The sequence below is a fragment of the Labrenzia sp. ATLA3 genome, from assembly GCF_057180185.1.
Genome location: NZ_JBXUKV010000004.1, coordinates 302953 through 325716 on the forward strand (window position 1 = coordinate 302953; position 22764 = coordinate 325716).

A 22764-nucleotide genomic window follows, 5' to 3' on the forward strand; every position below is an offset into this window, starting at 1 on the left:
AGATCCGGAAGACATTGCTTGCCGGACCGCGCGGAGATACAGGCAGTACCTCCAAATGTCAATGCGTGGGCCGGCCCGTGCCGGAAAAGATCCACCCCAGTCCAGAGACCCATTCTCTGCCTTTTGTCGCGCGAGCAGACACATTTAACAATCAGGAGAAGGTCCATCGCCACAATTTTTAACGCAACGTCCATAAAATGAGGAAAACAATGCATACATTTAGAGATTTTTAATTGCAGCTTTTCACTATGCAATCGCCGTTGCAACCATAGCGAATAATACCAGTGTGACGGCTTGCTCGAGACCCCATCAAATTAAAGAAAGCATATCAGCCGGACCTTGGCAGTAGGATTAGTAATGTCAGCGAATCGTCAACCAGTTCTTCAGACAGTTCCGGAAGGTCCCGGCTCGCTCTGTCGTACGCCGAAGGACACTCTGACGAAACTCGACTACGCCCTGCAGCCGGTCGTCGACATCGGCACAGGCGTTGTTTACGGCTATGAGGCCCAAATCCGGAATTGCGATCTTCTGGGGGCGCAGTCGGCTGACGAGCTGATCGATTTTGCATTCGCCGAGGGGTATTTGCCCCAGCTGGAGGCGCACCTGCTGGTCAAGGCGATGAAACGCTTCGGCAATTTGAAGATCGCCCAGGGCACCAAACTCTATTTCAAGCTGGACGGCCGCAACCTCGGCCATGACGATGATCCGCGCATGCGGCTCGGCAAACTGGTCTCGGAAGCTGGCCTGCAGGTAAACCAGATCTGTCTGGAGTTCTCCGAACGCCACCAGCAAACCTTTACCGACGTGACCCATCACGCCGTCAACGACCTGCGCCAGCTGGGTTTCCTGATTGCACTCGACGATTTCGGGCGTGGGTCGTCCGAACTGCGGCTCCTGCACGACATGTCGCCCGATTACGTCAAGATCGATCGGTTCTTCCTGAACGGGATCGACGCCGATGCCAGGCGCAAGCTGTTCGTCACCACCGTTGCCAACCTCGCACACGTGCTGGGCGCAAGGGTGATTGCGGAAGGCGTCGAAACGGAAAGCGAGTTCAAGGCTTGCCGGGAAGCCGGCTGCGACCTGATCCAGGGCTACTTCGTTGCCAAGCCCTTCCTGGAGAGCACGTCGGCAAAGCTCTTTTACGATCACGTGCGTGCGCCGGGTGTCGGCCGCAAGCGCCGGGAGGAGCTCGACCGGATCCGCAACGAGTTGATCAAGCTTCCGACGATCCAGTCTGACGCCTCCATGAACGATCTTCTCGACATGGTGGTCCACAACCAGGAAGCCAGTGTTGTTCCTGTTGTGGATGCGAACAACGAACCGCGCGGTCTGATCCACGAACGCGATCTGAAAGCGTATCTCTACACTGGTGCCGCCGGGGACGACGATGCGAAGGCCGCACTCGATTTTCCGCTGCGTTCCTTTGTTCGCGCCTGCCCGATCGCGGACATCGATTCCAATGCTGATATGCTGCTGGTGACCTTCGCCTCCTCGATCAATTCGGATGGCATCATCATCACCGAGAACTTTCGCTATGCGGGCTTTCTCTCCGCCACCTCGCTTTTGAAGATCATCCACGAAAAGCGTATTCAGGAAGCGCAGGATCAGAACCCGCTAACCGGACTTCCCGGCAACGGCGCCGTTTCCCGGTTCATTGCCGAAAGTGGACGCAAGGGCGCCCACGACAGGCACCTGTGTTATCTCGACTTCGACAACTTCAAACCGTTCAACGACACATACGGTTATCGCCAGGGCGACAGGGCGATCATTCTGTTCGGCGAGTTGCTGCAGCGTCATGTGTCTGAGTCCGAAGCCTTTTACGGTCATATCGGCGGCGACGACTTCTTCGCCGGGTTCCAGAACATCGACCAGACCGATGTCGCTGCCCGCATGCTGTCGTTGAAGCGCGCGTTCCGTCTGGATGTGGAAAGCTTCTATGATGCAGAACACCGGGAACAAGGCTTCATCGAAGCCCAGGACCGTTTTGGAACGACGCGGCAGTTTCCGCTGTTGCAATGTTCCATCTCCATCCTCAGCCTGCCAAAGGGCATCACGCTCAATCCGGACAAGCTGAACCACGAGATCATGGAACTGAAACGCGCCGCCAAACGCTCCGACGACGGCCTTGCTGTGAAAAGTCTGGCGGATTGAGGCTGCGCGCTGCGGCACCTGGAAGAACGAGCGTCAAACATCGGTGGCGTATCTGGTCCTTTGAGACAGAGCCAAGCCCCCTCCTCACAGCAATCCTGCCGGGTTGCGCTGTCGCTCGACGGATAAAAAAAGCCGAGATCGTTGGCGCCCGGTAAAACGTCCACTCGCACCCTTGCGGTCTTTCAGTCGAGCACGAGACCAAACCCTGCCAGTAGCCGTGCCAACCCCGGATCCTTAGAACCGGAGGTAAAGATCGCCCGGTCCGGCAGATGTCGAGCTGGTTCCCTGGCGGCCCGTTCTCCCAGAACACGGACCAGTTGCCGGGCAATGGCCTCGGCGGGATCCAGCCAGTCGACCGGCCAGGGCGCTATCTTGCGGAACCGGTTGGCAAGAAACGGATAGTGGGTGCAGGCAAGCACGACGATGTCCGTGCGTTTTCCATCCCGCTCCAGAAAACAGTCGGCGATTTCCGGCAACAGTTCATCGTCGGCGACGGTTTCACCGCGCAGGTGCTTTTCGGCCAGTTCCGCCAGCAGGTCTGAGCCGACAAGCCGGACGTGGCACTGGCTGGCAAAGCTGTCGATCAGGCTTCTGGTGTAGGTTCTGCGCACCGTGCCCGGTGTCGCCAGAACCGAAATCAGCCCGGAGGACGTGCGCTCTGCGGCCGGCTTGATTGCCGGAACCGTGCCGACAAAAGGCACATCCGGATGCGCCTCTCGCAAGGCGTCTCCGGCAAGCGTGAAAGCCGTATTACAGGCTATCACGACCGCCTTGGGGTCATGTTCGGCGATCAACTTGCCGAACAGAGAGACGATCCGGGCCTTCAACTCCGCTTCCGGCCAGCGGCCGATGGGAAAGGCTTCGTCGTCGGCGACATAAAGAAGCGGGGCGTAAGGCAACAGGTATCGCGCCTCGCGCAGCACCGTGAGCCCGCCAAGACCTGAGTCGAAAAAGAGAACCGGTCCTGAACCCTGCAAGATCTGCCTCTATTCTTCGCTGCCTGAACCTGTCTTGTCCTTGCGCGGCCGCGTTTCGCGTTTTTCCAGCGAAGCCACGACACCGCGCAACGCGCGCACTTCCTGGTCGGTCAGCTCCGCCTTCTGGAAGATGTTGCGCAACGTGCGCACCATATGCGGCCGCCGTTCCGGCGGGCGGAAGAAAGTGGCCTTGTCGAGCGCGCTTTCCAGATGCTCGAAGAAGCGCAACACATCGTCCTTCTTCGCCGGCGGATGAACCTCTTCCGACAAGATGAAGGGCAACGCACCGGCTGTCGCGGTCTTGCGCCACTCATAGGCGCACACAAGCACGGCCTGTGCAATGTTCAGCGAAGCAAAATCCGGATCAACCGGCAGCGTCACGATCTCGTCGGCCAGCGCCACTTCCTCATTGTTGAGGCCCCAGCGCTCGCGGCCGAACAGATAGCCGGTGGCATTGCCGTTCGTGCCCAGTTCAACGGATTTTTGGGCAGCTTCGTCCGGTCCGCGTACCGGCTTGGGCACTTCACGAGAACGGGCGGTGGTGGCAAAAACGAATTGCAGATCGGCAATGGCCGCCTCGACGCTGTCGAAAACCTGCACCTTGTCGATGACATGATCCGCTCGGCTTGCCGCTGCCCTCGCCTTTTCACTCGGCCAGCCGTCACGTGGATTGACGATCCGCAGATCCACCAGACCGAAATTGGCCATGGCGCGTGCCGCCGTACCGATATTCTCGCCGAGCTGCGGCTCGCAAAGGATCACCGCCGGCGGCTTTGCCTTCACCGCGCGCGCTTCGTCTCGGATGTGTGCATTCTTGCTCATGAGGCGGGGATTTAGCGTTTCTTCGGCGGATTGGGAAGCTGCTTTGCGAGCATTTCCATTTCAATCAGCCCGTTTTTCGTTTCAGCCACAGGTCAGTCACGCCTGCTGTGACAGGGTCGGATTTCCCCTCCCCGATTGCCTTTTCCAGAGGCTTTGCTAGAACACCTGCAAACGTCAGACCCTTCACCTTCCGGAGGGCTTTCAATTGATTGCGTACAATTGTATACGCATGTCGAAATTCATCGGGAGCGGTCCCGCGCCTCTCCTTTGACCATAGTTCGAACGCTAGGAAATGTGACTGTCATGGCCGACATTATCTACACCAAGGTCGACGAAGCACCGGAACTGGCCAGCGCCTCGTTCCTGCCGATCATCCGCTCCTTCACCAAGGCAGCCGGATTGACCGTCGGTACCAAGGATATCTCCCTCGCAGGCCGTATTCTGGCGAACTTCCCGGAGTATCTGACGGACGAGCAAAAGCAGTCCGACGATCTTGCGGTCCTCGGCGATCTGGTCAAGCAGCCGGATGCCAATGTCATCAAGCTGCCGAACATCTCCGCTTCCCAGCCGCAGCTGAACGCCGCCATCAAGGAACTGCAGGCCCAGGGCTACAAGCTTCCCGATTATACGGCCGAGCCGAAAACGGACGAGGAAAAGACCGTCAAGGCCAAGTATGACGCGATCAAGGGCTCTGCCGTGAACCCGGTGCTGCGCGAAGGCAACTCCGACCGCCGCGCACCGAAAGCGGTCAAGGAATACGCCAAGAAGAACCCGCATCGCATGGGTGAATGGCTGCCCTCCTCCAAGACCCACGTCGCCACCATGGACGGGAACGACTTCTTCGCCAATGAAAAGTCGGTGACCGTTTCCGCCGCTTCCGCAGGCAAGGCGAAGATCGAATTCGTCGGCAAGGACGGGGCAACAACGGTTCTCAAGGGCGACTTTGTACTGGATGAAGGCGACGTCATCGACGGCACCTACATGAGCGCCAAGGCACTGTTCGCGTTCCTGGAAAAGGAAATTCAGGATGCCAAGGACATGGGCATCCTGTTCTCCCTGCACATGAAGGCGACCATGATGAAGGTCTCCGACCCGATCATCTTCGGCCTTTGTGTCCGCGCCTTCCTGAAGGATGTTTTCGAGAAGCACGCCGCAACCTTTGCCGAGCTTGGTGTCAATCCGGATCTCGGTATCGGTGATATTGAAGCCAAGGTCGCCACTCTGCCAGCTGACAAGGCTGCCGAGATCAACTCCGACATCAAGGCCGCCCTCGACAATGGCCCGGCCATGTACATGGTGAACTCCGACAAGGGTATCACCAACCTGCATGTCTCGTCAGACGTCATCATCGACGCCTCCATGCCGGCACTGATCCGCGCAGGCGGCAAGGGCTGGGGCCCTGACGGCAAGGAAGCCGACGCGAAATGCGTGATCCCGGACAGCTCCTATGCCGGCGTCTACTCTGCCGTGATCGACTTCTGCCGCGAAAACGGCGCGCTCGATCCCGCCAAGATGGGCACCGTGCCGAACGTTGGTCTGATGGCCCAGAAGGCCGAGGAATACGGCTCTCACCCGCAGACGTTCAAGGCTCCGGCTGACGGCACCATCCGCATTGTCGATGCTGCCGGCAACACGCTGATCGAACATGCTGTCGAAGACGGCGACATCTGGCGCGCATGCCGCACCAAGGACGCTCCGATCCGTGACTGGGTCAAGCTCGGTGTCACCCGTGCACGCCTGTCCGGCATGCCGGGCATCTTCTGGCTGGACAAGGCCCGCGCCCATGATGCGGAATTGATCAAGAAGGTGGAAGCCTACCTGCCGGAACATGACACCTCCGGTCTTGATCTCAAGATCATGGCTCCGGCCGATGCGGCGAAATACACCACCGAGCGTATTGCCCGCGGTGAAGACACAATCTCCATCACTGGCAACGTGCTGCGTGACTACCTGACCGACCTCTACCCGATCCTGGAAGTCGGCACCTCGGCCAAGATGCTGTCCATCGTTCCGCTGATGAACGGCGGCGGTCTGTTCGAAACCGGTGCCGGCGGCTCGGCTCCGAAGCACGTCCAGCAGCTCATGGAAGAAAACTACCTGCGCTGGGACAGCCTCGGCGAGTTCTGCGCCCTCGGCGCATCGCTGGAACACCTGGCCACCGTCAAGGACAATGCCAAGGCCCAGGTACTGGCCGAAGCACTCGACAAGGCTGTCGAGAAACTGCTCGACAACGACAAGTCCCCGTCCCGTAAGGTTGGCGGCCTCGACAACCGTGGCAGCCACTTCTACGTCGCGCTCTACTGGGCTGAAGCCCTGGCCGCTCAGGACAAGGACGCCGAGCTGAAGGCGCATTTCGCACCGATCGCCGAAGCGCTGTCTGCCAACGAGGACACCATCGTTGCCGAACTCAATGGCGTTCAGGGGTCTCCCGCCGATACCGGCGGCTACTACCATGCTCCGCAGGAGAAGGTGGCCGCCGTCATGCGCCCGAGCGCAACGCTCAACGGCATTATCGGTTGATTTGCAATTCCCCCCTTGGGTAGAAGTAGGGCGGCTCCGGCCGCCCTCTTTTTTGCGCCAAGGAGCTCATTTCAAATGTCTTTTCCAAATGATACGCAGCATCCGGGCGTCCGCAACGGGGCCGGAGAAGAGTTTTCGCTCTTTTCAGCAACACAGGACACCCGATCCGCCAAATGGTGGCCGGACACGAGTTTTCTGGTGCATGCGCTCAGCGATGGTGATTTTTCGACCCTGCGCGGTGCCATACAGCTGATCGACGACGAGCATGAACCTGTCTTCCTGACGGGACCTGGCAGCGTCACGAACGAACTTTATGCCCGTCTGGAACACCTAGGCTACATGAGGGTCACGGAAAAACCGTTGCCCGAAGACCTGCAGGGACATCTGGTTGAACGCAGCTTGACCGACTACGGCAAGGAACACATCGCCGATTTCGTCATCGCTCAGCGAATGCAGATGGAGGAACTGGACGGCAACAGGGAGCCCCTGGAAGACTTCTGCACCAAATTCGACAATCTGCGGGAGCATCACTCAGGCTTCCCGATCAAGGCGCTGCAAACCTTCCGGATGTTCTTCTCGGATCCCCGCTACGATTTCGATCTGGACCAATCTTCGAACTATCTTTTCCGGCTCTACAAGATGTTCGGCATTGTCGAGATCTCCGACGAAGGTGTCGCGCGCGCAAGCCGGTTCGGCTCCATGAACGTGCCGTTTCTGTTTGACCTGCTTCTGAAAGAGCGCGGCGCAACGGTCATACACTAAGGAGGCCCTGAAAGGCTCTTGCAGATCGAAAGTCTGCCTTAGTAACAGTACGATCCATTCTGATACCCGCGGGAGACCGGACTTGAAAAACGGCACAGGCAATATCTCGGCCATCTTGTTCGACAAGGACGGCACGTTGCTCGATTTCGATGCGACGTGGGAGCCAGCCTATCGCGAAACCTCGCTCTACGCAGCCAGGGGCGACCGAACTCTGGCCGACAGACTTCTGGAAGAGACCGGCATGGACCTGGCAAACGGCAAGTCCGCAGCCGGTTCCCTGCTTGCGGCCGGCAACTCCGCCGAAATCGCGGCCGCTTGGATTGCCTGCGGCGCGGACTTTCAGGAAGGCGCTTTGACAGCAGATCTTGACCGCGTGTTCGTCGGCTGCATGCACGATGCCGCAACGCTTCCCGGCATTCCTGCGGCAGTCGAGACCCTGAGCGAAACCGGGTTCACCCTGGGTGTTGCCAGCAGCGACAGTGAAGCGGCCATCAGGGCTTTTCTCGCCGGCACCGGCCTTGCCCCTCGCTTTGCATTCGTCACCGGTTACGACACCGGATTTGGCCCGAAGCCGAAACCGGGCATGGTGCACGGCTTTGCAGAGGCAACCGGCCTTGTGCCGGATCGGATTGCCGTTGTCGGCGACAACACGCATGACATGGAGATGGCCCGTTCGGCAGGTGCAGGCCTGTGCATCGGCGTCCTGACCGGCACGAGCGCACGTGACGACCTGAATGCCCTGGCCGATGTCGTTCTGGACAGCGTGGCTGACCTGCCTGCCTATTTGGCCGGCACGCCTGCGTGACGAACGGTTGGCTGACGGTCCGAAAAACGCCCCCCCCCGGCAGGATTGCTCCTCCCGGGAAACTCCTTCAACGATCCTTTGATCCGATCCCGTTCCGCAGGACGATAATCAGAAACAGAGCCATCATGGCAATCGCCAGCACGGAACCGGCCTTCGCGAGTCCTTCCTCACCGTCTGCAATGGCGAATGTGATCCCCGGCACCAGTATGACAACGGCTGTGACCGCCAAGAGGTAATGGATCTTGCCGAGCCAGCCCTGCGCCGCCTGCGGTGTCAGCGTGTAGTAGATGCCGAATATCGCCATGGCGACAAACCCGATCAGGTTGAGGTGACCGTGTGCCGGTGCGAGCGTGTGATCCTGGGAAACGGACATCTGGATGCCCCAGGCCATACCCAGGAGAGCGAAGATCACGCCGGTTGCCAGGAAGAGTGTTCCGAGAGACTTGCTGTTCATGATGCCCTCACTGCACGTTGAGTGGTGGACCGGTTAAGGTCAGGTGATACCGGCGGGCGCTTTCCTCGATGGCCGGCATGTCTTCGGGAATTCTGTATTGGCCCGCGGCCATCTCCTCAAAGAAGGTCTCAAGACCGCCCGGGCTCAGGATGACGAGATGCCGGCTTGGCAGATCGCTGACGACGCGAAACGTGTGCTCACTGCCCTTTGGCACGAACATCGTCTGCCCGGGCCCTCGAACCGACCGTTCCCCTTCGAGCCAGAATTCACAGTCTCCGGTCAGCAGCACAAAGGTTTCGTCGGCATCCTCGTGAATGTGCCTCGGCGGTCCGGACCCCGGTGGAGAAACGCTATCCACGATAGACATGACACCGCCGCTCGCGCCGGTGGAAAGAATGGTTCGGTAGGTCACCCCGAGCCATTCGATGGCGTCAGGCCCCAGCAAGATATCTGACATCGTTTCCTCCAGTGAACATCGGGAAACGAAAGCGCTTTCGTGGAAGGGAGCTTATCGCGGCAGAATCTATATGAAAAATCTATATTTCTCATATAGTCTATTACCATGGTGAATTTATCGACCTTCGATCTCAACCTCCTGAAGGTCCTGGATGCCGTTCTGCGGGAAGGTTCCACCGTTCGAGCCGGAGAAAGACTGGGTCTATCGCAGCCTGCAGTATCAGCCGCACTTGCAAGGCTGCGCACCGCCCTGGAGGACGAGCTCTTCTTTCGCAAGGGACAGCATCTCGAACCAACTGCGTTTGCGGCAAGCCTGGAAGCGCCGTTGCGCGATCATCTGGAAGCATTGAGCGTCCTGTTGAAAGGCCCGCAGACCTTCAGACCCGAAACATCGACGGCCAGTTTCAGAATTTCCGGCAGCGATTACTTTGCGGAGATGCTGATGCCCGGGCTTGCAGCCCATCTGGCACACACCGCACCGTCAATGCTTGTGCATCTGGTTGATCTCGTGCCGGACAACTACATCAACACGCTTGAGGAATATCAGGTCGACCTGGCTATGATTCTTGCCGCGCCGTTGCCGGAGTGGGTTCAAAGCAGGAAGATGTTCACCTCAAGTTTTTGCGTGGTCGCCCGAAGGAACCATCCGAGGCTCCAACGCGCAGGCATTGCGCCTGGAGAGGCTATCCCTATCGATCTCTTCTGCGACCTGGGACATGTGCTGTTTTCTCCGCAAGGCCAGCGCAGCGCAATGGGTGACGCCGCATTGGCACGCGTCGGCAGAAAGCGGCGCGTCGCGATGACGCTACCGGTGTTCGGCGGCGTCTGCCGCGCCGTTTCCGGATCGGATCTCATCGCGCTGCTGCCCACCCAGTTCGCACGGCGGATGGCGCCCATTTCCGATCTGGAGATCTACTTGCCTCCCATGCCCGTGGACCCGGCCCGGATTATCATGGTCTGGAACCGGAAGATGACCTCAGATCCGCCTCATGCCTGGCTTCGCGACCAGATTATCGACATTCTCGCGAGCGTCCACGAAGAGCCTTGAAACCTGCCGAATGTCGCGACTGACGGAACCCGGAGACGGCCCGGAACAGGCCATATCGCCAAGGCCGACGCCAACTGGAAGAAGATCCGCACGACAGCGGCTACGGATCTCTGACAGGTTCGCCCGGCCCACAGGCAAACAAAAAGGGCGGCCCGAGGCCGCCCTTCGTGGTTTGAAATCAGCAGAAGCCTGGAGGCTTAGGCTGCCGCGTCGTGCAGACGGTTTTCAAACGCAAGGTTCTTGGTCAGCGGTGCCAGGGTCTTGGCAGCAGCCAGTACAGCCAGGTCGGCCAGCGGCTCACCCAGGATCACCAGCATGTAAGCAACGCCGAAGGAGCCGACGGACGCCATGTTCTCGGCGCCAAAGCCCTGACCGTAGAATGCCCAGAAGGCAACCCAGCCGACGATACCGGTCTGGAACGTGGTCGAAAGGGCCAGAGCCTGAGCGTAGGAAACGTCAACATAGGCGGTCTTTTCCGGAATGATCCGGTTGGCCAGAAGGCTGACGGCCCACAGCGGCACAAGCAGCGTGGTGACGTTGATGCCGTACTGCGGCAAATCGAAAGGTGCAAAAAACGCACCCTGAAGCAGAAGCCCCGCGGCCAGACCGATAGCGGCCGGACCGGCACCGAACATCAGGAACAGGGTGGAGCCCAGAATGAAGTGAACTTCGGAAACCCCGACCGGATAATGCGGCAGAATTTCAAAGAAGCAGAAGACGGCAACCGTCGTGATGACGGAGCGTACGGCCAGACTGAGAACGCCGCTCTTGCGGATCGTGTCGAGCGCCATTTTGCCGAGAAGGCCGAAGGAAGCAGCTGCGGTACCGTAGCTGAGCACAATTTTGGCACCGTCGACGATGCCCGGTTCGATATGCATATGTTTCTCCTTTGCGCACCCTCCGTGCGCGAGCAGATGTTGTAAACCGGCCCGATGGGACCGCTGGATGGCAGGTTTCCTGGCTCGCGAGTCTCTGCACCGCCCGCCTTCCCGGATATCTCCAGTGGCTTGAAGGGCTTGGCTCTTCGCTTACAGTTGCGGGGGCAGCCACGGTCTTGGTCCCTGTTGGGTACGCCTCACCGTGTTCCCATTTCATCCGCCCTTACGCTTGTTCGGGCGAAACCATCACATGGTGGCATTTTTGCAAGGATTGGCACTGCACAGCAAGCGAATTTTCGCCATATTTGCTCTGAAAGCGACAATGCACATCAATTTTGCCGCCAGACCAACACAGACGAAATGTGAGGAACCTCCCGTCAGAAAACCGCGAGCAGGCCCTCGACAACGCACTTCTGAAGATCACAGCCGCCGCCGTCTTCGACGTGATCACCGAGACCGGTCGTTCGGTTGAACGGACATGGATCACAACCTAAGACTTGTCGCGGATGGATACTTGTGAAAATCTTCGAGGATGTTGAGATCGATTCCCATAACCGTTCTAGCGGTATCCCTCCTCGCCGCCACAGCCACACCCGGCTGGGCTGCGCCCGAAAAGCTCTTCGGCGCCATCAACGAGCGCCTGTCGTTCATGCAGTCGGTTGCTGCCTGGAAGGCGGATAACGACAAGCCGGTCGAGGACCTGCCAAGAGAAAAGGTGGTTCTGGAGGCAGCCCGTGCCAAGGCAGTCGAGAACGGCCTGTCTGCCGACAATGTTACCCTGTTTTTCCAGGCGCAGATCGATGCTGCAAAGGATATTCAGACCTGCTGGATCGAAAGGTGGAACGACGGCGAAGCCCGTCCGCAAAACGTTCCGGACCTGATCAAGGACGTCCGCCCGGAACTGCTTCGCCTCGGCAACGACATTCTGACCTTGCTTGCGCAGAGCCCTGTCGAAGCCTCCGACAAAGAGGCCTTCACGAACGCGGTCACCGTGGAATGCCTGTCCGATGATGCCAGGAATGCCCTGTTTGAGGGCCTCGTAGACGTACACGAGTAGGCATTCGCATTCGAAGCCTGCTGGCGATGGCTTTCATTGATCGCCAGCAACTCTCGCAGTCGCGCGACAGACGATTGCCGCTGACGCCGCTCACCAATCTCAGAGAAGTGGCGGCAGACACGCACGCCCCTTCAGCTGCTTGTGTTCAGACCTCGCACCTTAGTCGGGGTGAAAATTTGAACAGTGTGTTGGACGCTCAGACTTTTGCAAACGTCTCTCATGCACGCAATTCCGATCTTGGGAAATGCCAAAGGAGACCATGTCTCCGGAGCCGGTGGCCTGCGCGCACGCTAGCAGGACACGACGACTGCCTTTCCAGCCCCAGACTGAATCGGCGCATGGCCTCTCCATGCGCAAAATCCGCATTGACGCATAGTATTTTTGACATTGTTGGTTTCTTGGTAACTTTTATGGTTTGTTGTTAAGAGATAACAACTATAAATTGTTTAAGTGACGCGAGTACCGGATTCTTATTCTGGATTTTTCTTGGATTTTCGGGGTAGCAATGAAACTCTCTTCTACCGAAAAGACTGAGACAGCATCGGACCGTAATACTGAAAAATCTTCAGGAAACGGCGATTTATGGACTGATCCTGATAGTTCACATGGCTCCTTCCGCGCATCATTGAGCCTTGCCGTTTTCGGCTTCGACGATCCGGCAGCCGTATACAACCAGATGAGCGAAGAACAGCTGGCGGTGCTTGATCGCCGCTTCGCAACGGTGTGCGCCGTGGCAGCCTCCGAATTCGGTGGCAAACTGGTAAATTTACCAATGGGGCAGAAAGTGCTGACGTTCGGTGTTCCCGATCCGCACGAACTCGATGCAGAGCGGGCGGTGCTCGCGGCCCAGAAGGTTCTCCGCAGTTTTGAATGGAGCAGTTTCAAGTGCCCTGCTCGCTTGAGGTGCGGCATTGCAAGCGGCGAAGGCTTCATCGTTCTCGATAGCGGCCCAAACATGTCTCCCCTGGCTGTTTCCGGTCCGGTTTACGACAAGGCCTCGCAACTGGAACAGCATGCACCGGGAAATGTCCTGCTGGTCTCGGCAGATGCACGGGCGCTCTTTCGCAGCAACTTCATGGCGCGAAAAGTTCAGCTCGGCACCGAAGAGGAAATCGCCTGGGAGGTGTCGCCGGCAATCGTTCCCTCTACGCGGTTCGACCCGCGAGACCAGGATCCGAGGCTTCGTTTCTTCATGGGCCGCATGAAGGAAGTGCGCCTGCTCGCAAAAAGCTGGGCGACGTCGAAGACAGGACTGGCGCAAACCGTCCTCATCGAAGGCGAGCCAGGCATCGGCAAGTCGAGCCTGATGAGCGCCTTCCTGAAAAAAGTACAGACGGACCAACCGCTGGTTCTCAATTTTCTCGGATCCGCCCACCACAAGCGCACACCCTATTTTCCGGTTGCCCAGGGTCTGTTTGCGTTTCTGGGGCTCAAGGGCATGCAAAGCCCCTCATTGCTCAGCACCGTCATTCATAATTTTCTGAATGACCTTGGGCTCGAGACCATGCGCGACAATGCCAACCTGCGCGCTATTCTCAAAAGCGACGGCATCGAAAGCCACGTTCCACAGGTGGAGGTCGCAGCCGACAATCCCGTCGAGACGCTCATCGCCTGTTTCAGGCGGCTTTCGGACGTCAATCCGGTCATTCTCGTTTTCGAGGATGCGCACTGGATGGACCCAAGCACGCTGAAGCTGATTGACGCGCTTCCGGGCGCCCTCGGCCACAGCCGTGTCCTCTCCCTGGTCAGCACACGCGCCGGAACCGGACCGGAAAAACTTCCAGGTTCAGCCGACGCCATGTGCCGGCTGGATAATTTGCCAGAGGCCGAGGCAAGGGCATTGGCCGACTTGCTCCGGCCGTCCGACATGACGGATGCTCAGTTCGATACCATCGTCCACAGGAGCGACGGCATTCCCCTGTTTCTGGAAGAGCTGATGAATATCGCCGCCGAACGCGGCAGCCATTTCTTCGAACGGGGGCCGGAAAATCTTATTCCAGCATCCTTGCGGGAAACGCTCGCAGCGCGGTTGTCGCATCTCGGCGGCAATAGGGACATGCTGCACCTGGCCGCTGTCATCGGACGCGAATTCAACATCTCTCTGCTTTCGGCCGTTACCGGAGTGCTCGAAGACGAGTTGGCCATCCAGCTGGAGGCCTTTCAGCGCTCCAACCTGATTTACCCGGTCGGCACGCCCCAGCATGGGCTGTTCGAGTTCAAGCACAGCCTGGTTCAGGATCTGGCCTATCAATCCATAGAACCCGGTGCGCGCAGCCGGTATCACGCACGTATCGCCGAAGCGCTGACCGAAACCTCGGAGCGCTATCCACCGGCTGCCCCAGAAGTCATTGCCCGCCATTTTCAGCACGCCGGCAACGTCCCGGCCGCGCTCGACTATCTGGAGGTTGCCGGCATCGAAGCCGTTCGCGTTGCTGCACATCGGGAGGCGGGACGCTACTTTCAGAAGGCTCTGGAATTGGCACAGGATATCGGTGACGAGGCGGAGAGAGATATCGCTGTCAGCCGCTTCCTGCTGCTGCTCGGCCCCCAGTTGATCACCAATCACGGTTTTGCCTCCAGCGAAGTTCAGGAGGTTTACGCCCGCGCGCGCCAGCTCACGGTGAGCGACACCGGCTCGCCTGAAATTCTGCAAATGCTCTGGGGCCTGTGGGGCGCACATATCGTCAAGGCCGACCTTGACTTCGCCAAAACGCTCAGCGCGGATTTTCTGCGGATTGCGCGGGCGAGACAGAACGATCTGGAAATTTCGGCCGGCCTCTATATGACCGGTGTCGGAGCCTTCTACGTTGGCGATCTGGCGAGGGCCGAAAAGCTTTTGTTGAGCTCGGTCGAAGCTGCTTTGGCGGCTGATTTCGACGAGATGATCACCAAATACAGTCTGGATCTTGGCATATTGGCACGGTCTTATCTGAATTGGTGCTACGCCCTGATGGACCGCCCGGACGACATGCAGAACAACGCGCTGTCGCTGGAAACAGCCGCCCTCCTGTCCGATCATGCGTTCTGCCAGGCTTTCAGCAGCTGTTTTCTGTCAACCACCCACAATTTCCTGGGAAATTCCGCAGAAGCCGAGCACCACGCACTGGCGGCGGCCGCTCTCAGCCGCGAGCAAGGTTTTGCCCAGCAACTGGCACAAGCCGACATAAACCTCGGCCGGGCCCAGGTCACGTCGGGCAATCCTTCCGGACTGGAAAGAATGCTGGACGGCCTGAAAGCCTACCTCGAAACAGGCGCGGTGCTTGCCCGGCCCTATACGGAAGCCTGGATTGCGGAAGCACAGCTCCACCGGGGCGACCTCGAAACCGCCGTCAACAGGCTCATAGAAGTGCGCAGATTCACGCGCCGCTCCGGCGAACGTTATTATGACGCCGAATTGCTGCGCCTGTCCGCGCTTGCCGCAAAAGCAACGCGCCCGCATGCACGGCATCTGGTCGGCACGCTTCTCGGCAAATCCGCCAGCCATGCCCGCCGGTCGGGAACCGATCTGCATCTCTTGAACCTGAAGCCTCATCTGGCCGGTTTCTCTACGGTTTAAGCCCCAAGACACGGATAAATTTGTCCGACAAATCACCAAATTTAAATCAATAGCTGCATATTTTAAAAAAGCACCAAAAAGGTGCAGGGCTATTGATGGGGCAAACATGACGATACAGACACTTGTGAAACATGGCCTTCTAATTGAAGGACACATGATACGCGACACCGCGCAGTTGAAGCTTGATCTGACGGACCTTGCCGGAGACGAGCACAAGGAAACGATCGAGGGCCGACTGGCTGACGAGATCATTTCCGCTTCGGCCGCACAAACCCAGCCGCTCGAATTTCCCTCGCTCCAGCATTTCTGGGAAAATCTACTGTTCCGGGTCGGGGCCGTCGCTTCGATGACAGCCCTCACCTCCGGGCTATACGACTGCGATTATTACGACCCTTCGACCGGACCGGAAGCAAGGTTGGGGACGACGGACGATAGCCGCGTTTCCAGATACTGGGCGTTCGAAACGCCGGGTGGCACCGACGCTGACTGGCAGCAGTCTGTCAACGAAGACGCCCTGGACGCCATCCAGCCAAAACAAGGGCACACGCTGCCCTTCCGCGGCGAATGCGCGGGAGCTTTTCAGTTGACTGTCTTCTGGGGCCTTCTGAACGGGCTCGGCTCCGAGCGGTTCAGAGAAATCGCAAACCAGTTCGGCACCATGCTGGTCGGCCCCTGGACAGACAATCCGGCAACAGAGTTCATGGCCAACAAGGCATCGCTGCAGGATCCGCCGATCCCGGGCGACTACATGTACTTCAGGAACAAGAACGATTACCTGGACTGGGCGCCCGACGGATTTTGGCAGGGGCTCAACGCCATGTACATGGGCCAGGACATGCTCGGCAAACGGCATTACTCAGGCATGGGGGCAAGCTGGCTGAGCGAGCAGAACCTGCGCGCCTCTCTGGTCAATGCCTATTATCACGACTGTTATCCGCATATCGTGCCCTGCCCGATGTCGGAAGTCCGGTTCACGATCCGACGTCTGCTGCAAATCCCCTCGTCAATCACCAAACAGGCCCTGCCCTTGAAGTCCGCTGACCCTGCCCGGGGCACCGTCCCGACGATCACCACGCTCAAGGCAGGTGGCTACGAGGCCATTGCCCGGGATACCTATGAGAACCAGCGAACGACGGTCTGCGAATGCGCGACCCTTTTCGGCATCACCGCGCTCAACCTGCACCAGCAGCAAAGCTCAGACCTGGAGAACCCGGCCTCACGCTTCGACGTTCCCGGGGCGACCGTCGTGCTTACCTATCATGACCCGGAAGCCGACCGCCGCGACCCCGCCGCTGTCGTCAGGGTCCTCGTGAAGCTGAAATCCGGATTGACTTCGGGCTGACACACGGCAACAGGGCCTTTCCCAGTGACCTGTCACGGGAAAGGCCGGCAATCCACCAGACGACAGAGGGTCTCAATCGGTCGATGAGACCGATTGCCGTTCTACAAATGCACATTCACAGGCACTCTTTTGGGCAGGGGGAACAATCCTGGGCGGGAGACGGAGGACATGACCGGAAAGACCCAACACGATTCCTGGAGCGCTGGTCGCAGCTACGATCATTACAGGGGTAGATGGAGCCGATTGATCGCCCGTGAGTTTGTCTCCGGGCTCAACGCCCCTGCCGGAGCGGACTGGACCGTTCGCTTGCAGCAGCTTTGAAGACGCGGCTCATCTGTTGCTGACTTTACAAGCAAGACCAACAGCGAGCAGTGTGAGCACACAACACACACCAACCGGATAAAGCAGCGTAGAAGCAGCCGCCTCCCGATACAGTGCCTCACTGCGCACCCCTGCCAGGCCATGAAAGAAGATCTGGCCCTGCACCGCGATACCAAGTGCCATACCGATTTGTTGAAAGGCCTGCAAAACCCCGGACCCCGCACCGGCATCCGGTCCGGAAACACGCGACAGCACGAGCTGGAACAACGCTGGAATGGTGGCCCCTGTTCCAAGACCGACAATCAGGAACGGCACCACCAGCAGGCTTGCGGGGGTGCCTTGGGAAATTAGCAGTCGCGCCGCAAACAATCCGCAAAAAACCGCCAGCATGGCAAGGCTGATCCGTGCTGCCTGATACCTTGTGCCAAAACGGCCTGTCAGCGTGGAGGCGAGAATGACACCCACCGGATGCGGCGCCAGGATGAACCCGGCCATCATCGGTGACAATCCTAGGCCCGCCTGCAGGAAGAGCGCCATCATGAAGAACAGTCCGGCAAGGCTGGAAAAGAACAGCGCGACAAACGCGACACCGGCAACAAACACCCGATCCCTCGTCAAAACGACCGGCAGCAGCTGGGCCCGGCCGAGACGCGCCTTGCGACGCTGCAACCTGTAGAACAGCACGGCCAGAACAGCGCTCAGACCCATCAGGGCAAAACACCAGACCGGCCAGCCGAATTGCCTGCCTTCCACAAGAGGAAAAACCAGCGCCAGCACTGCGACAACAAAGAAAAAAGTCCCGGCCCAGTCCGGCGTCACCCGGCTTTCGGTTTCAAGTTGCGGCAAAAAGCGAAGTGCGCCGGCAAGAGAAATCAGCCCGACAGGCAGATTGATCAGGAAGATGGGCCGCCAGCCCAGCCCGAAGACGTCTGCAGCCACGATTGCTCCACCGAGCAGCGGACCCGCCACGGCCCCAAGGGCGCTGACGGAGCCGAAGAGACCGATGGCCTTGCCTTTTTCCTCGGCCGGGAAGATCACGTGAACGATAGCAAGCACCTGAGGCACCATCATCGCCGCACAAAGCCCCTGCAACGCCCGGCTGGCGATCAGGAAGGTGATGTCGGGTGCCAATCCGCACGCCAGAGAACTGACGGTAAACCCGGCAACACCCCAGCGGAACATGCGCCCCCTGCCGGCAACATCCCCGAAACGGCCGAAGGGCAGCAGACCGGCGGCAAAGGCCAGCACGTAGACGACCAGCACCCATTCCAGCTGGGTATCCGTGGCCCCGAGCCCCTGCCGGATTGACGGCAGCGCCAGATTCACCACCGTTACATCGAGAATATTCATGAACATGGCAAGGTAGAGCGCAACGAGCGCCGCCCAGCGATTGGGCCTTCCCCCGGCCGCGCCGAGGAACAAAAGGGACATCCGGAACTCCTGAGTGCGCGTGAATTCAATTTTGTTACTTTTAAAGTCACAAAACAGCGCACGTCAATCTCATGTACCTCGAATTGTCACGTAACCGAATCCGGCATAAGGTTTTCCAAACGGAGACATTGATGCGAACTGACAGCCGATTGCCCCGCGTGCTTCACGTGCTCCTGCATCTGGACCAGACAGAAGACCCCGTAACCTCCGACCAGATCGGGAAGATGCTCAACACCAACCCTTCCCTCGTCCGGCGCACCATGGCGGGGTTGCGCGATGCCGGTTTCGTTGGCGCCACCAAGGGGCATGGCGGCGGTTGGGTGCTTTCCAGGAGCCTGGACAGCATCTCGCTGGCCGAGGTCTATGCCGCCCTCGGCTCACCGCAGCTCTTTGCCGTCGGCCAGTCCGCTGACGCCCCCAGCTGCCTGCTGGAACAGGCTGCCAACCTGGCCACCTCGTCGGCGCTGGAGGCAGCGCGGGAGACATTCAAGACAGAACTTCAAAACGTAACCGTAGCGGATATCGTCGCACCGTATGCGGAGCACATCAGGTCGCATATAGAAAAATTGTGATTACAAACTGAGCCCTTTTCTGGACATCTCCAAACAAATGTTCTATCTTTGTTCTCATGCAAAATCATGCAACCCTAGAGAGAGTTTCACAAACAAGTGGCTCGGAGGAATCCCCTTCGGCTTCGAAGCCCAAATTTTTGCAAAAAAATTCAAATATCTACAAAATTCGGCGTACTTACCTATGGTGGAAACAGCCCGAATCTCTTAATTTTTACGAGATGACGACACAGAGAATCCGTGACCCTCTACACAACCTTATCGAGTTTAAGACTGAAATCGAACTGGAGCGAACACTTTGGAAAGTGATTCAAACTAGGCCCTTTCAGCGGCTGCGCAGGATAAAGCAACTTGGTTTCTCTGAGCTTGTCTATCCTGGTGCGTGCCATTCTCGTTTTGCTCATAGCGTTGGTGTCTTTCACACAGCACGCCATCTAATTGAGGTAATTCGCAGAAGCGGAAATCGCTCGGAGTCTCGTGAGAACGTTGCCCTGGCAGCTGCGCTTGTTCATGACCTCGGGCATGGCCCTTTTAGCCACGCTTTCGAAACTATTGGCAAAAGGCTGAATTTGAAGCTTGCTGATCATGAACACGTTAGTGATTTGATCATTCGCGAAGGTGAAGTGGCTGATGTCTTGAATGAAATGGGGAGCGGTTTCGCGGTAGATGTTGCGGATGTTATAAAAAAGGAAGGTAAAGTCACCGTACATAATGCCGTGGTCTCGAGCCAATTTGATGCAGATAGACTAGACTATATGCGCAGAGACAGGCTAATGACTGGATCTGAGCACGCAGCAATTGACTTTAATTGGCTAATCGCAAATCTCGAGATTGCTTCACTTCCAACCGGGGTAGATGATGCGAAAACAGGCTCAGTGGAAACGTTTGTAATTGGCCCAAAAGCAATTCACGCTGCTGAAGCCTATGTGCTTGGACTTTTTCAATTATATCCAACCGTTTATTTCCATAAAGCTACGAGATCAGCAGAAAAGATTTTTGTTGAGTTGGTAGTTCGAATTGTTGAACTGGCTCAAAATGGAGGCATTAAAAAGACAGGATTACCTGAAAATCACCCATTAATTAGATTTGCACTTAACCCTAGCAATTTGGATATTGCCCTTTGTTTGGACGACACCATCGTTTTAGGCGCACTTTCGGTTTTGATTGATGCGACTGATAAACTGATTTCTGAGTTTGCAACCCGTTTGCGTGAGCGAAAGCTATATAAGTGTCAAGATATTCGAGCCATTGTAAGTCACAGCTTTGATCCTGAGTGCACAGGAAATCCAGAAGAATATCTTAAGATTGAAAAATGCTGCGCGAAGGTAAACGAAAAATTAACTGAGTGGAATAAATCTAATAGTAAAGAGATTCCACGAATTTTGCTAGATGAAGCGAAACGATCTCCATATAAAGATCACGTTGGCGCCGTGGGCAGAATCAATATACGTACTGATGGAGATAGTCATATTGACTTAAAGAAACGCTCGAGTGTCGTTTCCAGTCTTGAAGAATTTAAGCTTTTGCGAGCTTATCGTTCAGATGACGACGTCGAAGCTGAGAATATTGTCAATACAATCATCGAGGAGGAGGTTAGAGCATGGCGCTGAGCGACACAACTAAAGTAGCTGCAATCGTCGCTGACTCCGGAGGCCGAATTGTTGGTCGAACTCGGCTTCAAAAAATTGCCTATCTTCTTAGCCAAGTTGGATTGGAAGATCATTTTGACTTTATTTACAAACATTACGGTCCATATAGTGAAAACCTCGCGAATGCAGCGGGTTTAGCCAATTTATTTGGCGATCTTAATGAAATCGAAAAACCCACCAGCTGGGGCGGTAGTTATTCTATTTTTACAGTAGCCACCGAAGCTACCGGCCCCGAAAATCGTCGGGAGTTTGCTCAAATTGCTGCGGAAGCGGATGCAGTTGTATTGGAGCTGGCGGCAACCGCTGTATTCTTGTCTGAGGAAGGTTATCCTGATCCTTGGGAAGAAACATGCAGAAGAAAGCCAGACAAATCGGACACTTCCCGAATAAGTGCCGCCAAAGACCTATTAAATAACTTGTCGAAAATCGACACCCCCCGACAATTACCATCCATAGCGTAACCGCATTCAACCTATACTAAGTGGGATACGGAATTAAATTAAACATCTAACTAACCACCTTGTCTCGCAGCGCAGCATTGTATACAAGCGCACACAATAGAAATCCGATACAACATCTATCGTAGAGATTTCCGTTTCGCCTTCCCCACTTCCAGACACGCGAGGCAATGCGCTCCATGGCAAAGATCAAAGTCGACAATCCGGTCGTCGAGCTTGACGGCGACGAGATGACCCGGATCATCTGGGCCTTCATCAAGGACAAGCTGATCCATCCCTATCTCGACATCGATCTGCTCTACTATGATCTGTCGATCCAGAAACGCGACGAGACCGATGATCAGATCACGGTCGATGCGGCCAACGCCATCAAGGAACATGGCGTCGGCGTCAAATGCGCCACCATCACGCCGGACGAAGCCCGAGTTGAGGAATTCGGCCTGAAGCGCATGTACCGGTCGCCCAACGGCACGATCCGCAACATCCTTGGCGGCGTGATCTTCCGCGAGCCGATCATCATGCAGAACGTGCCGCGCCTGGTGCCGGGCTGGACCCAGCCGATCATCGTTGGCCGCCATGCGTTCGGCGACCAGTACCGCGCCACCGACTTCCGCTTCCCCGGCAAGGGCAAGCTGACCATCACCTTCACCGGTGACGACGGCCAGGTGATCGAACACGAGGTCTATGACGCACCGTCCGCCGGCGTTGCCATGGCGATGTATAACCTCGACGACTCGATCCGTGATTTCGCCCGCGCGTCGCTGAACTACGCGCTCATGAGAAAAGTGCCCTGCTACCTTTCCACCAAGAACACGATCCTGAAAGCCTACGACGGCCGCTTCAAGGACCTGTTCCAGGAGATCTTCGAAGCCGAGTTCAAGGACCAGTATGCGGAAGCCGGCATCTGGTACGAACACCGGCTGATCGACGACATGGTCGCCTCGTCGCTCAAGTGGTCGGGCGGTTACGTCTGGGCCTGCAAGAACTACGACGGCGATGTCCAGTCCGACACCGTTGCCCAGGGCTTCGGCTCGCTCGGCCTGATGACGTCCGTGCTGATGACACCGGACGGCAAGACGGTGGAAGCGGAAGCCGCCCACGGCACGGTCACACGTCACTATCGCCAGCACGAGAAGGGCGAAAGCACCTCGACCAACTCGATTGCCTCGATCTTCGCCTGGACCCGCGGCCTCGCACACCGAGCCAAGCTCGATGACAACCAGGAACTTGCCCGTTTCGCGCACACGCTGGAAAAGGTCTGCATCGACACGGTGGAATCGGGCCACATGACCAAGGATCTGGCCCTGCTCGTCGGTCCGGATCAGGCCTGGCTCACCACCACCGGGTTTCTCGACAAGATCGACGAGAACCTTGCAAAGGCCATGGCTGCAAGCTGAAGCACTGCCATCAAGGATTGAAAAAACAACACCGCGGACAGTGTCCGCGGTGTTTTGCGTTCCGGCCCAAAGGCAATCAACCGATTGTCCCCGTCCCCTGCCCGCGCT

The 22764-nt window shown here is 57.5% G+C and carries 19 protein-coding genes and 1 riboswitch; of the genes, 13 read left to right on the forward strand and 6 right to left on the reverse strand.

The features are described from left to right. The first annotated feature begins 357 nt into the window (after window positions 1–357). Complete coding sequence (locus AC2A6O_RS12865) at window positions 358–2154, forward strand: EAL domain-containing protein (RefSeq protein WP_498927523.1); 1797 nt, start codon at window positions 358–360, stop codon at window positions 2152–2154. A gap of 182 nt (window positions 2155–2336) precedes the next feature. Here AC2A6O_RS12865 and murI read toward each other — a convergent pair whose 3' ends face one another. Both murI and AC2A6O_RS12875 read right to left on the reverse strand, forming a co-directional pair. After that, entirely contained in the window at window positions 2337–3131 is a 795-nt protein-coding gene (gene murI, locus AC2A6O_RS12870; RefSeq protein WP_498927524.1) for a glutamate racemase, read from the reverse strand. Between the two features lie 9 nt (window positions 3132–3140). Further along, a complete protein-coding gene (locus AC2A6O_RS12875; protein ID WP_498927526.1) occupies window positions 3141–3953 on the reverse strand; it encodes an RNA methyltransferase in 813 nt (270 codons plus the stop codon). Between the two features lie 303 nt (window positions 3954–4256). Here AC2A6O_RS12875 and AC2A6O_RS12880 point away from each other — a divergent pair, with 303 nt between their 5' ends. The 3 genes from AC2A6O_RS12880 to AC2A6O_RS12890 all read left to right on the forward strand — a co-directional run bounded on the left by AC2A6O_RS12880 (window position 4257) and on the right by AC2A6O_RS12890 (window position 8040). Next, window positions 4257–6473: an NADP-dependent isocitrate dehydrogenase gene (locus AC2A6O_RS12880; RefSeq protein ID WP_498927528.1), complete on the forward strand. Its 2217-nt coding sequence runs from the start codon at window positions 4257–4259 to the stop codon at window positions 6471–6473. 75 nt (window positions 6474–6548) lie between these two features. Next, window positions 6549–7235, forward strand: a complete 687-nt coding sequence (locus tag AC2A6O_RS12885) for a hypothetical protein (RefSeq protein WP_498927530.1) — start codon at window positions 6549–6551, stop codon at window positions 7233–7235. A gap of 82 nt (window positions 7236–7317) precedes the next feature. Beyond that, complete coding sequence (locus AC2A6O_RS12890; RefSeq protein ID WP_498927532.1) at window positions 7318–8040, forward strand: HAD family hydrolase; 723 nt, start codon at window positions 7318–7320, stop codon at window positions 8038–8040. 67 nt (window positions 8041–8107) lie between these two features. Here AC2A6O_RS12890 and AC2A6O_RS12895 read toward each other — a convergent pair whose 3' ends face one another. Continuing rightward, on the reverse strand, window positions 8108–8494 hold the full coding sequence (locus AC2A6O_RS12895) for a hypothetical protein (RefSeq protein WP_148586328.1): 387 nt from the start codon (window positions 8492–8494) through the stop codon (window positions 8108–8110). Between the two features lie 7 nt (window positions 8495–8501). Then, window positions 8502–8951 carry a cupin domain-containing protein gene (locus AC2A6O_RS12900; protein WP_498927535.1) on the reverse strand — a complete coding sequence of 150 codons (450 nt, stop codon included), beginning with the start codon at window positions 8949–8951 and terminating at the stop codon, window positions 8502–8504. A 105-nt stretch (window positions 8952–9056) separates the two neighbouring features. On the opposite strand from AC2A6O_RS12900, the gene AC2A6O_RS12905 reads away from it, so the two are divergent. Next, window positions 9057–9998: a LysR family transcriptional regulator gene (locus AC2A6O_RS12905; protein WP_498927537.1), complete on the forward strand. Its 942-nt coding sequence runs from the start codon at window positions 9057–9059 to the stop codon at window positions 9996–9998. A gap of 197 nt (window positions 9999–10195) precedes the next feature. Here the strand turns inward: AC2A6O_RS12905 and AC2A6O_RS12910 are convergent, their stop codons facing one another. Then, window positions 10196–10876 (reverse strand): energy-coupling factor ABC transporter permease, encoded by a 681-nt coding sequence (locus AC2A6O_RS12910; RefSeq protein WP_498927539.1) that lies wholly within the window; start codon window positions 10874–10876, stop codon window positions 10196–10198. 52 nt (window positions 10877–10928) lie between these two features. Next, a riboswitch (cobalamin riboswitch) is annotated at window positions 10929–11139 on the reverse strand. Window positions 11140–11408: 269 nt separating this feature from the next. Here AC2A6O_RS12910 and aroQ point away from each other — a divergent pair. The 4 genes from aroQ (at window position 11409) to AC2A6O_RS12930 (ending at window position 17152) form a co-directional block, all read left to right on the forward strand. Next, window positions 11409–11933: a gamma subclass chorismate mutase AroQ gene (gene aroQ / locus AC2A6O_RS12915; protein WP_498927541.1), complete on the forward strand. Its 525-nt coding sequence runs from the start codon at window positions 11409–11411 to the stop codon at window positions 11931–11933. Window positions 11934–12558: 625 nt separating this feature from the next. Further along, window positions 12559–15489 carry an ATP-binding protein gene (locus AC2A6O_RS12920; protein ID WP_498927543.1) on the forward strand — a complete coding sequence of 977 codons (2931 nt, stop codon included), beginning with the start codon at window positions 12559–12561 and terminating at the stop codon, window positions 15487–15489. Between the two features lie 154 nt (window positions 15490–15643). Beyond that, window positions 15644–16831 (forward strand): TGL-type protein-glutamine gamma-glutamyltransferase, encoded by a 1188-nt coding sequence (locus AC2A6O_RS12925; protein ID WP_498927545.1) that lies wholly within the window; start codon window positions 15644–15646, stop codon window positions 16829–16831. A 168-nt stretch (window positions 16832–16999) separates the two neighbouring features. After that, window positions 17000–17152 (forward strand): hypothetical protein, encoded by a 153-nt coding sequence (locus AC2A6O_RS12930; RefSeq protein WP_205514225.1) that lies wholly within the window; start codon window positions 17000–17002, stop codon window positions 17150–17152. A gap of 9 nt (window positions 17153–17161) precedes the next feature. On the opposite strand, the gene AC2A6O_RS12935 is transcribed toward AC2A6O_RS12930, so the two are convergent. After that, entirely contained in the window at window positions 17162–18583 is a 1422-nt protein-coding gene (locus AC2A6O_RS12935) for an MFS transporter (RefSeq protein ID WP_498927548.1), read from the reverse strand. A 131-nt stretch (window positions 18584–18714) separates the two neighbouring features. Between AC2A6O_RS12935 and AC2A6O_RS12940 the strand changes: the two genes are divergently transcribed. The 4 genes from AC2A6O_RS12940 (at window position 18715) to AC2A6O_RS12955 (ending at window position 22656) form a co-directional block, all read left to right on the forward strand. Further along, window positions 18715–19155, forward strand: coding sequence for an RrF2 family transcriptional regulator (locus tag AC2A6O_RS12940; protein WP_498927550.1), 441 nt, complete (start codon window positions 18715–18717; stop codon window positions 19153–19155). Window positions 19156–19373: 218 nt separating this feature from the next. Then, window positions 19374–20762, forward strand: coding sequence for an HD domain-containing protein (locus AC2A6O_RS12945; RefSeq protein ID WP_498927552.1), 1389 nt, complete (start codon window positions 19374–19376; stop codon window positions 20760–20762). Then, window positions 20753–21262: a hypothetical protein gene (locus AC2A6O_RS12950; RefSeq protein ID WP_498927554.1), complete on the forward strand. Its 510-nt coding sequence runs from the start codon at window positions 20753–20755 to the stop codon at window positions 21260–21262. The genes AC2A6O_RS12945 and AC2A6O_RS12950 overlap by 10 nt, the downstream gene beginning before the upstream one ends. 176 nt (window positions 21263–21438) lie before the next feature. Then, window positions 21439–22656: an NADP-dependent isocitrate dehydrogenase gene (locus AC2A6O_RS12955; RefSeq protein WP_148586320.1), complete on the forward strand. Its 1218-nt coding sequence runs from the start codon at window positions 21439–21441 to the stop codon at window positions 22654–22656. The last annotated feature ends 108 nt before the right edge of the window (window positions 22657–22764 follow it).

What these genes read in the sequence shown, in the direction of transcription:
- AC2A6O_RS12865 (WP_498927523.1), top strand. Translation starts at nt 358, where the DNA reads ATGTCAGCGAATCGTCAACCAGTTCTTCAGACAGTTCCGGAAGGTCCC.
- AC2A6O_RS12875 (WP_498927526.1), bottom strand. Translation starts at nt 3,953, where the DNA reads ATGAGCAAGAATGCACACATCCGAGACGAAGCGCGCGCGGTGAAGGCA.
- AC2A6O_RS12880 (WP_498927528.1), top strand. Translation starts at nt 4,257, where the DNA reads ATGGCCGACATTATCTACACCAAGGTCGACGAAGCACCGGAACTGGCC.
- AC2A6O_RS12885 (WP_498927530.1), top strand. Translation starts at nt 6,549, where the DNA reads ATGTCTTTTCCAAATGATACGCAGCATCCGGGCGTCCGCAACGGGGCC.
- AC2A6O_RS12895 (WP_148586328.1), bottom strand. Translation starts at nt 8,494, where the DNA reads ATGAACAGCAAGTCTCTCGGAACACTCTTCCTGGCAACCGGCGTGATC.
- AC2A6O_RS12900 (WP_498927535.1), bottom strand. Translation starts at nt 8,951, where the DNA reads ATGTCAGATATCTTGCTGGGGCCTGACGCCATCGAATGGCTCGGGGTG.
- AC2A6O_RS12905 (WP_498927537.1), top strand. Translation starts at nt 9,057, where the DNA reads ATGGTGAATTTATCGACCTTCGATCTCAACCTCCTGAAGGTCCTGGAT.
- AC2A6O_RS12910 (WP_498927539.1), bottom strand. Translation starts at nt 10,876, where the DNA reads ATGCATATCGAACCGGGCATCGTCGACGGTGCCAAAATTGTGCTCAGC.
- aroQ (WP_498927541.1), top strand. Translation starts at nt 11,409, where the DNA reads ATGTTGAGATCGATTCCCATAACCGTTCTAGCGGTATCCCTCCTCGCC.
- AC2A6O_RS12925 (WP_498927545.1), top strand. Translation starts at nt 15,644, where the DNA reads ATGATACGCGACACCGCGCAGTTGAAGCTTGATCTGACGGACCTTGCC.
- AC2A6O_RS12930 (WP_205514225.1), top strand. Translation starts at nt 17,000, where the DNA reads ATGACCGGAAAGACCCAACACGATTCCTGGAGCGCTGGTCGCAGCTAC.
- AC2A6O_RS12935 (WP_498927548.1), bottom strand. Translation starts at nt 18,583, where the DNA reads ATGTCCCTTTTGTTCCTCGGCGCGGCCGGGGGAAGGCCCAATCGCTGG.
- AC2A6O_RS12940 (WP_498927550.1), top strand. Translation starts at nt 18,715, where the DNA reads ATGCGAACTGACAGCCGATTGCCCCGCGTGCTTCACGTGCTCCTGCAT.
- AC2A6O_RS12945 (WP_498927552.1), top strand. Translation starts at nt 19,374, where the DNA reads ATGACGACACAGAGAATCCGTGACCCTCTACACAACCTTATCGAGTTT.
- AC2A6O_RS12950 (WP_498927554.1), top strand. Translation starts at nt 20,753, where the DNA reads ATGGCGCTGAGCGACACAACTAAAGTAGCTGCAATCGTCGCTGACTCC.
- AC2A6O_RS12955 (WP_148586320.1), top strand. Translation starts at nt 21,439, where the DNA reads ATGGCAAAGATCAAAGTCGACAATCCGGTCGTCGAGCTTGACGGCGAC.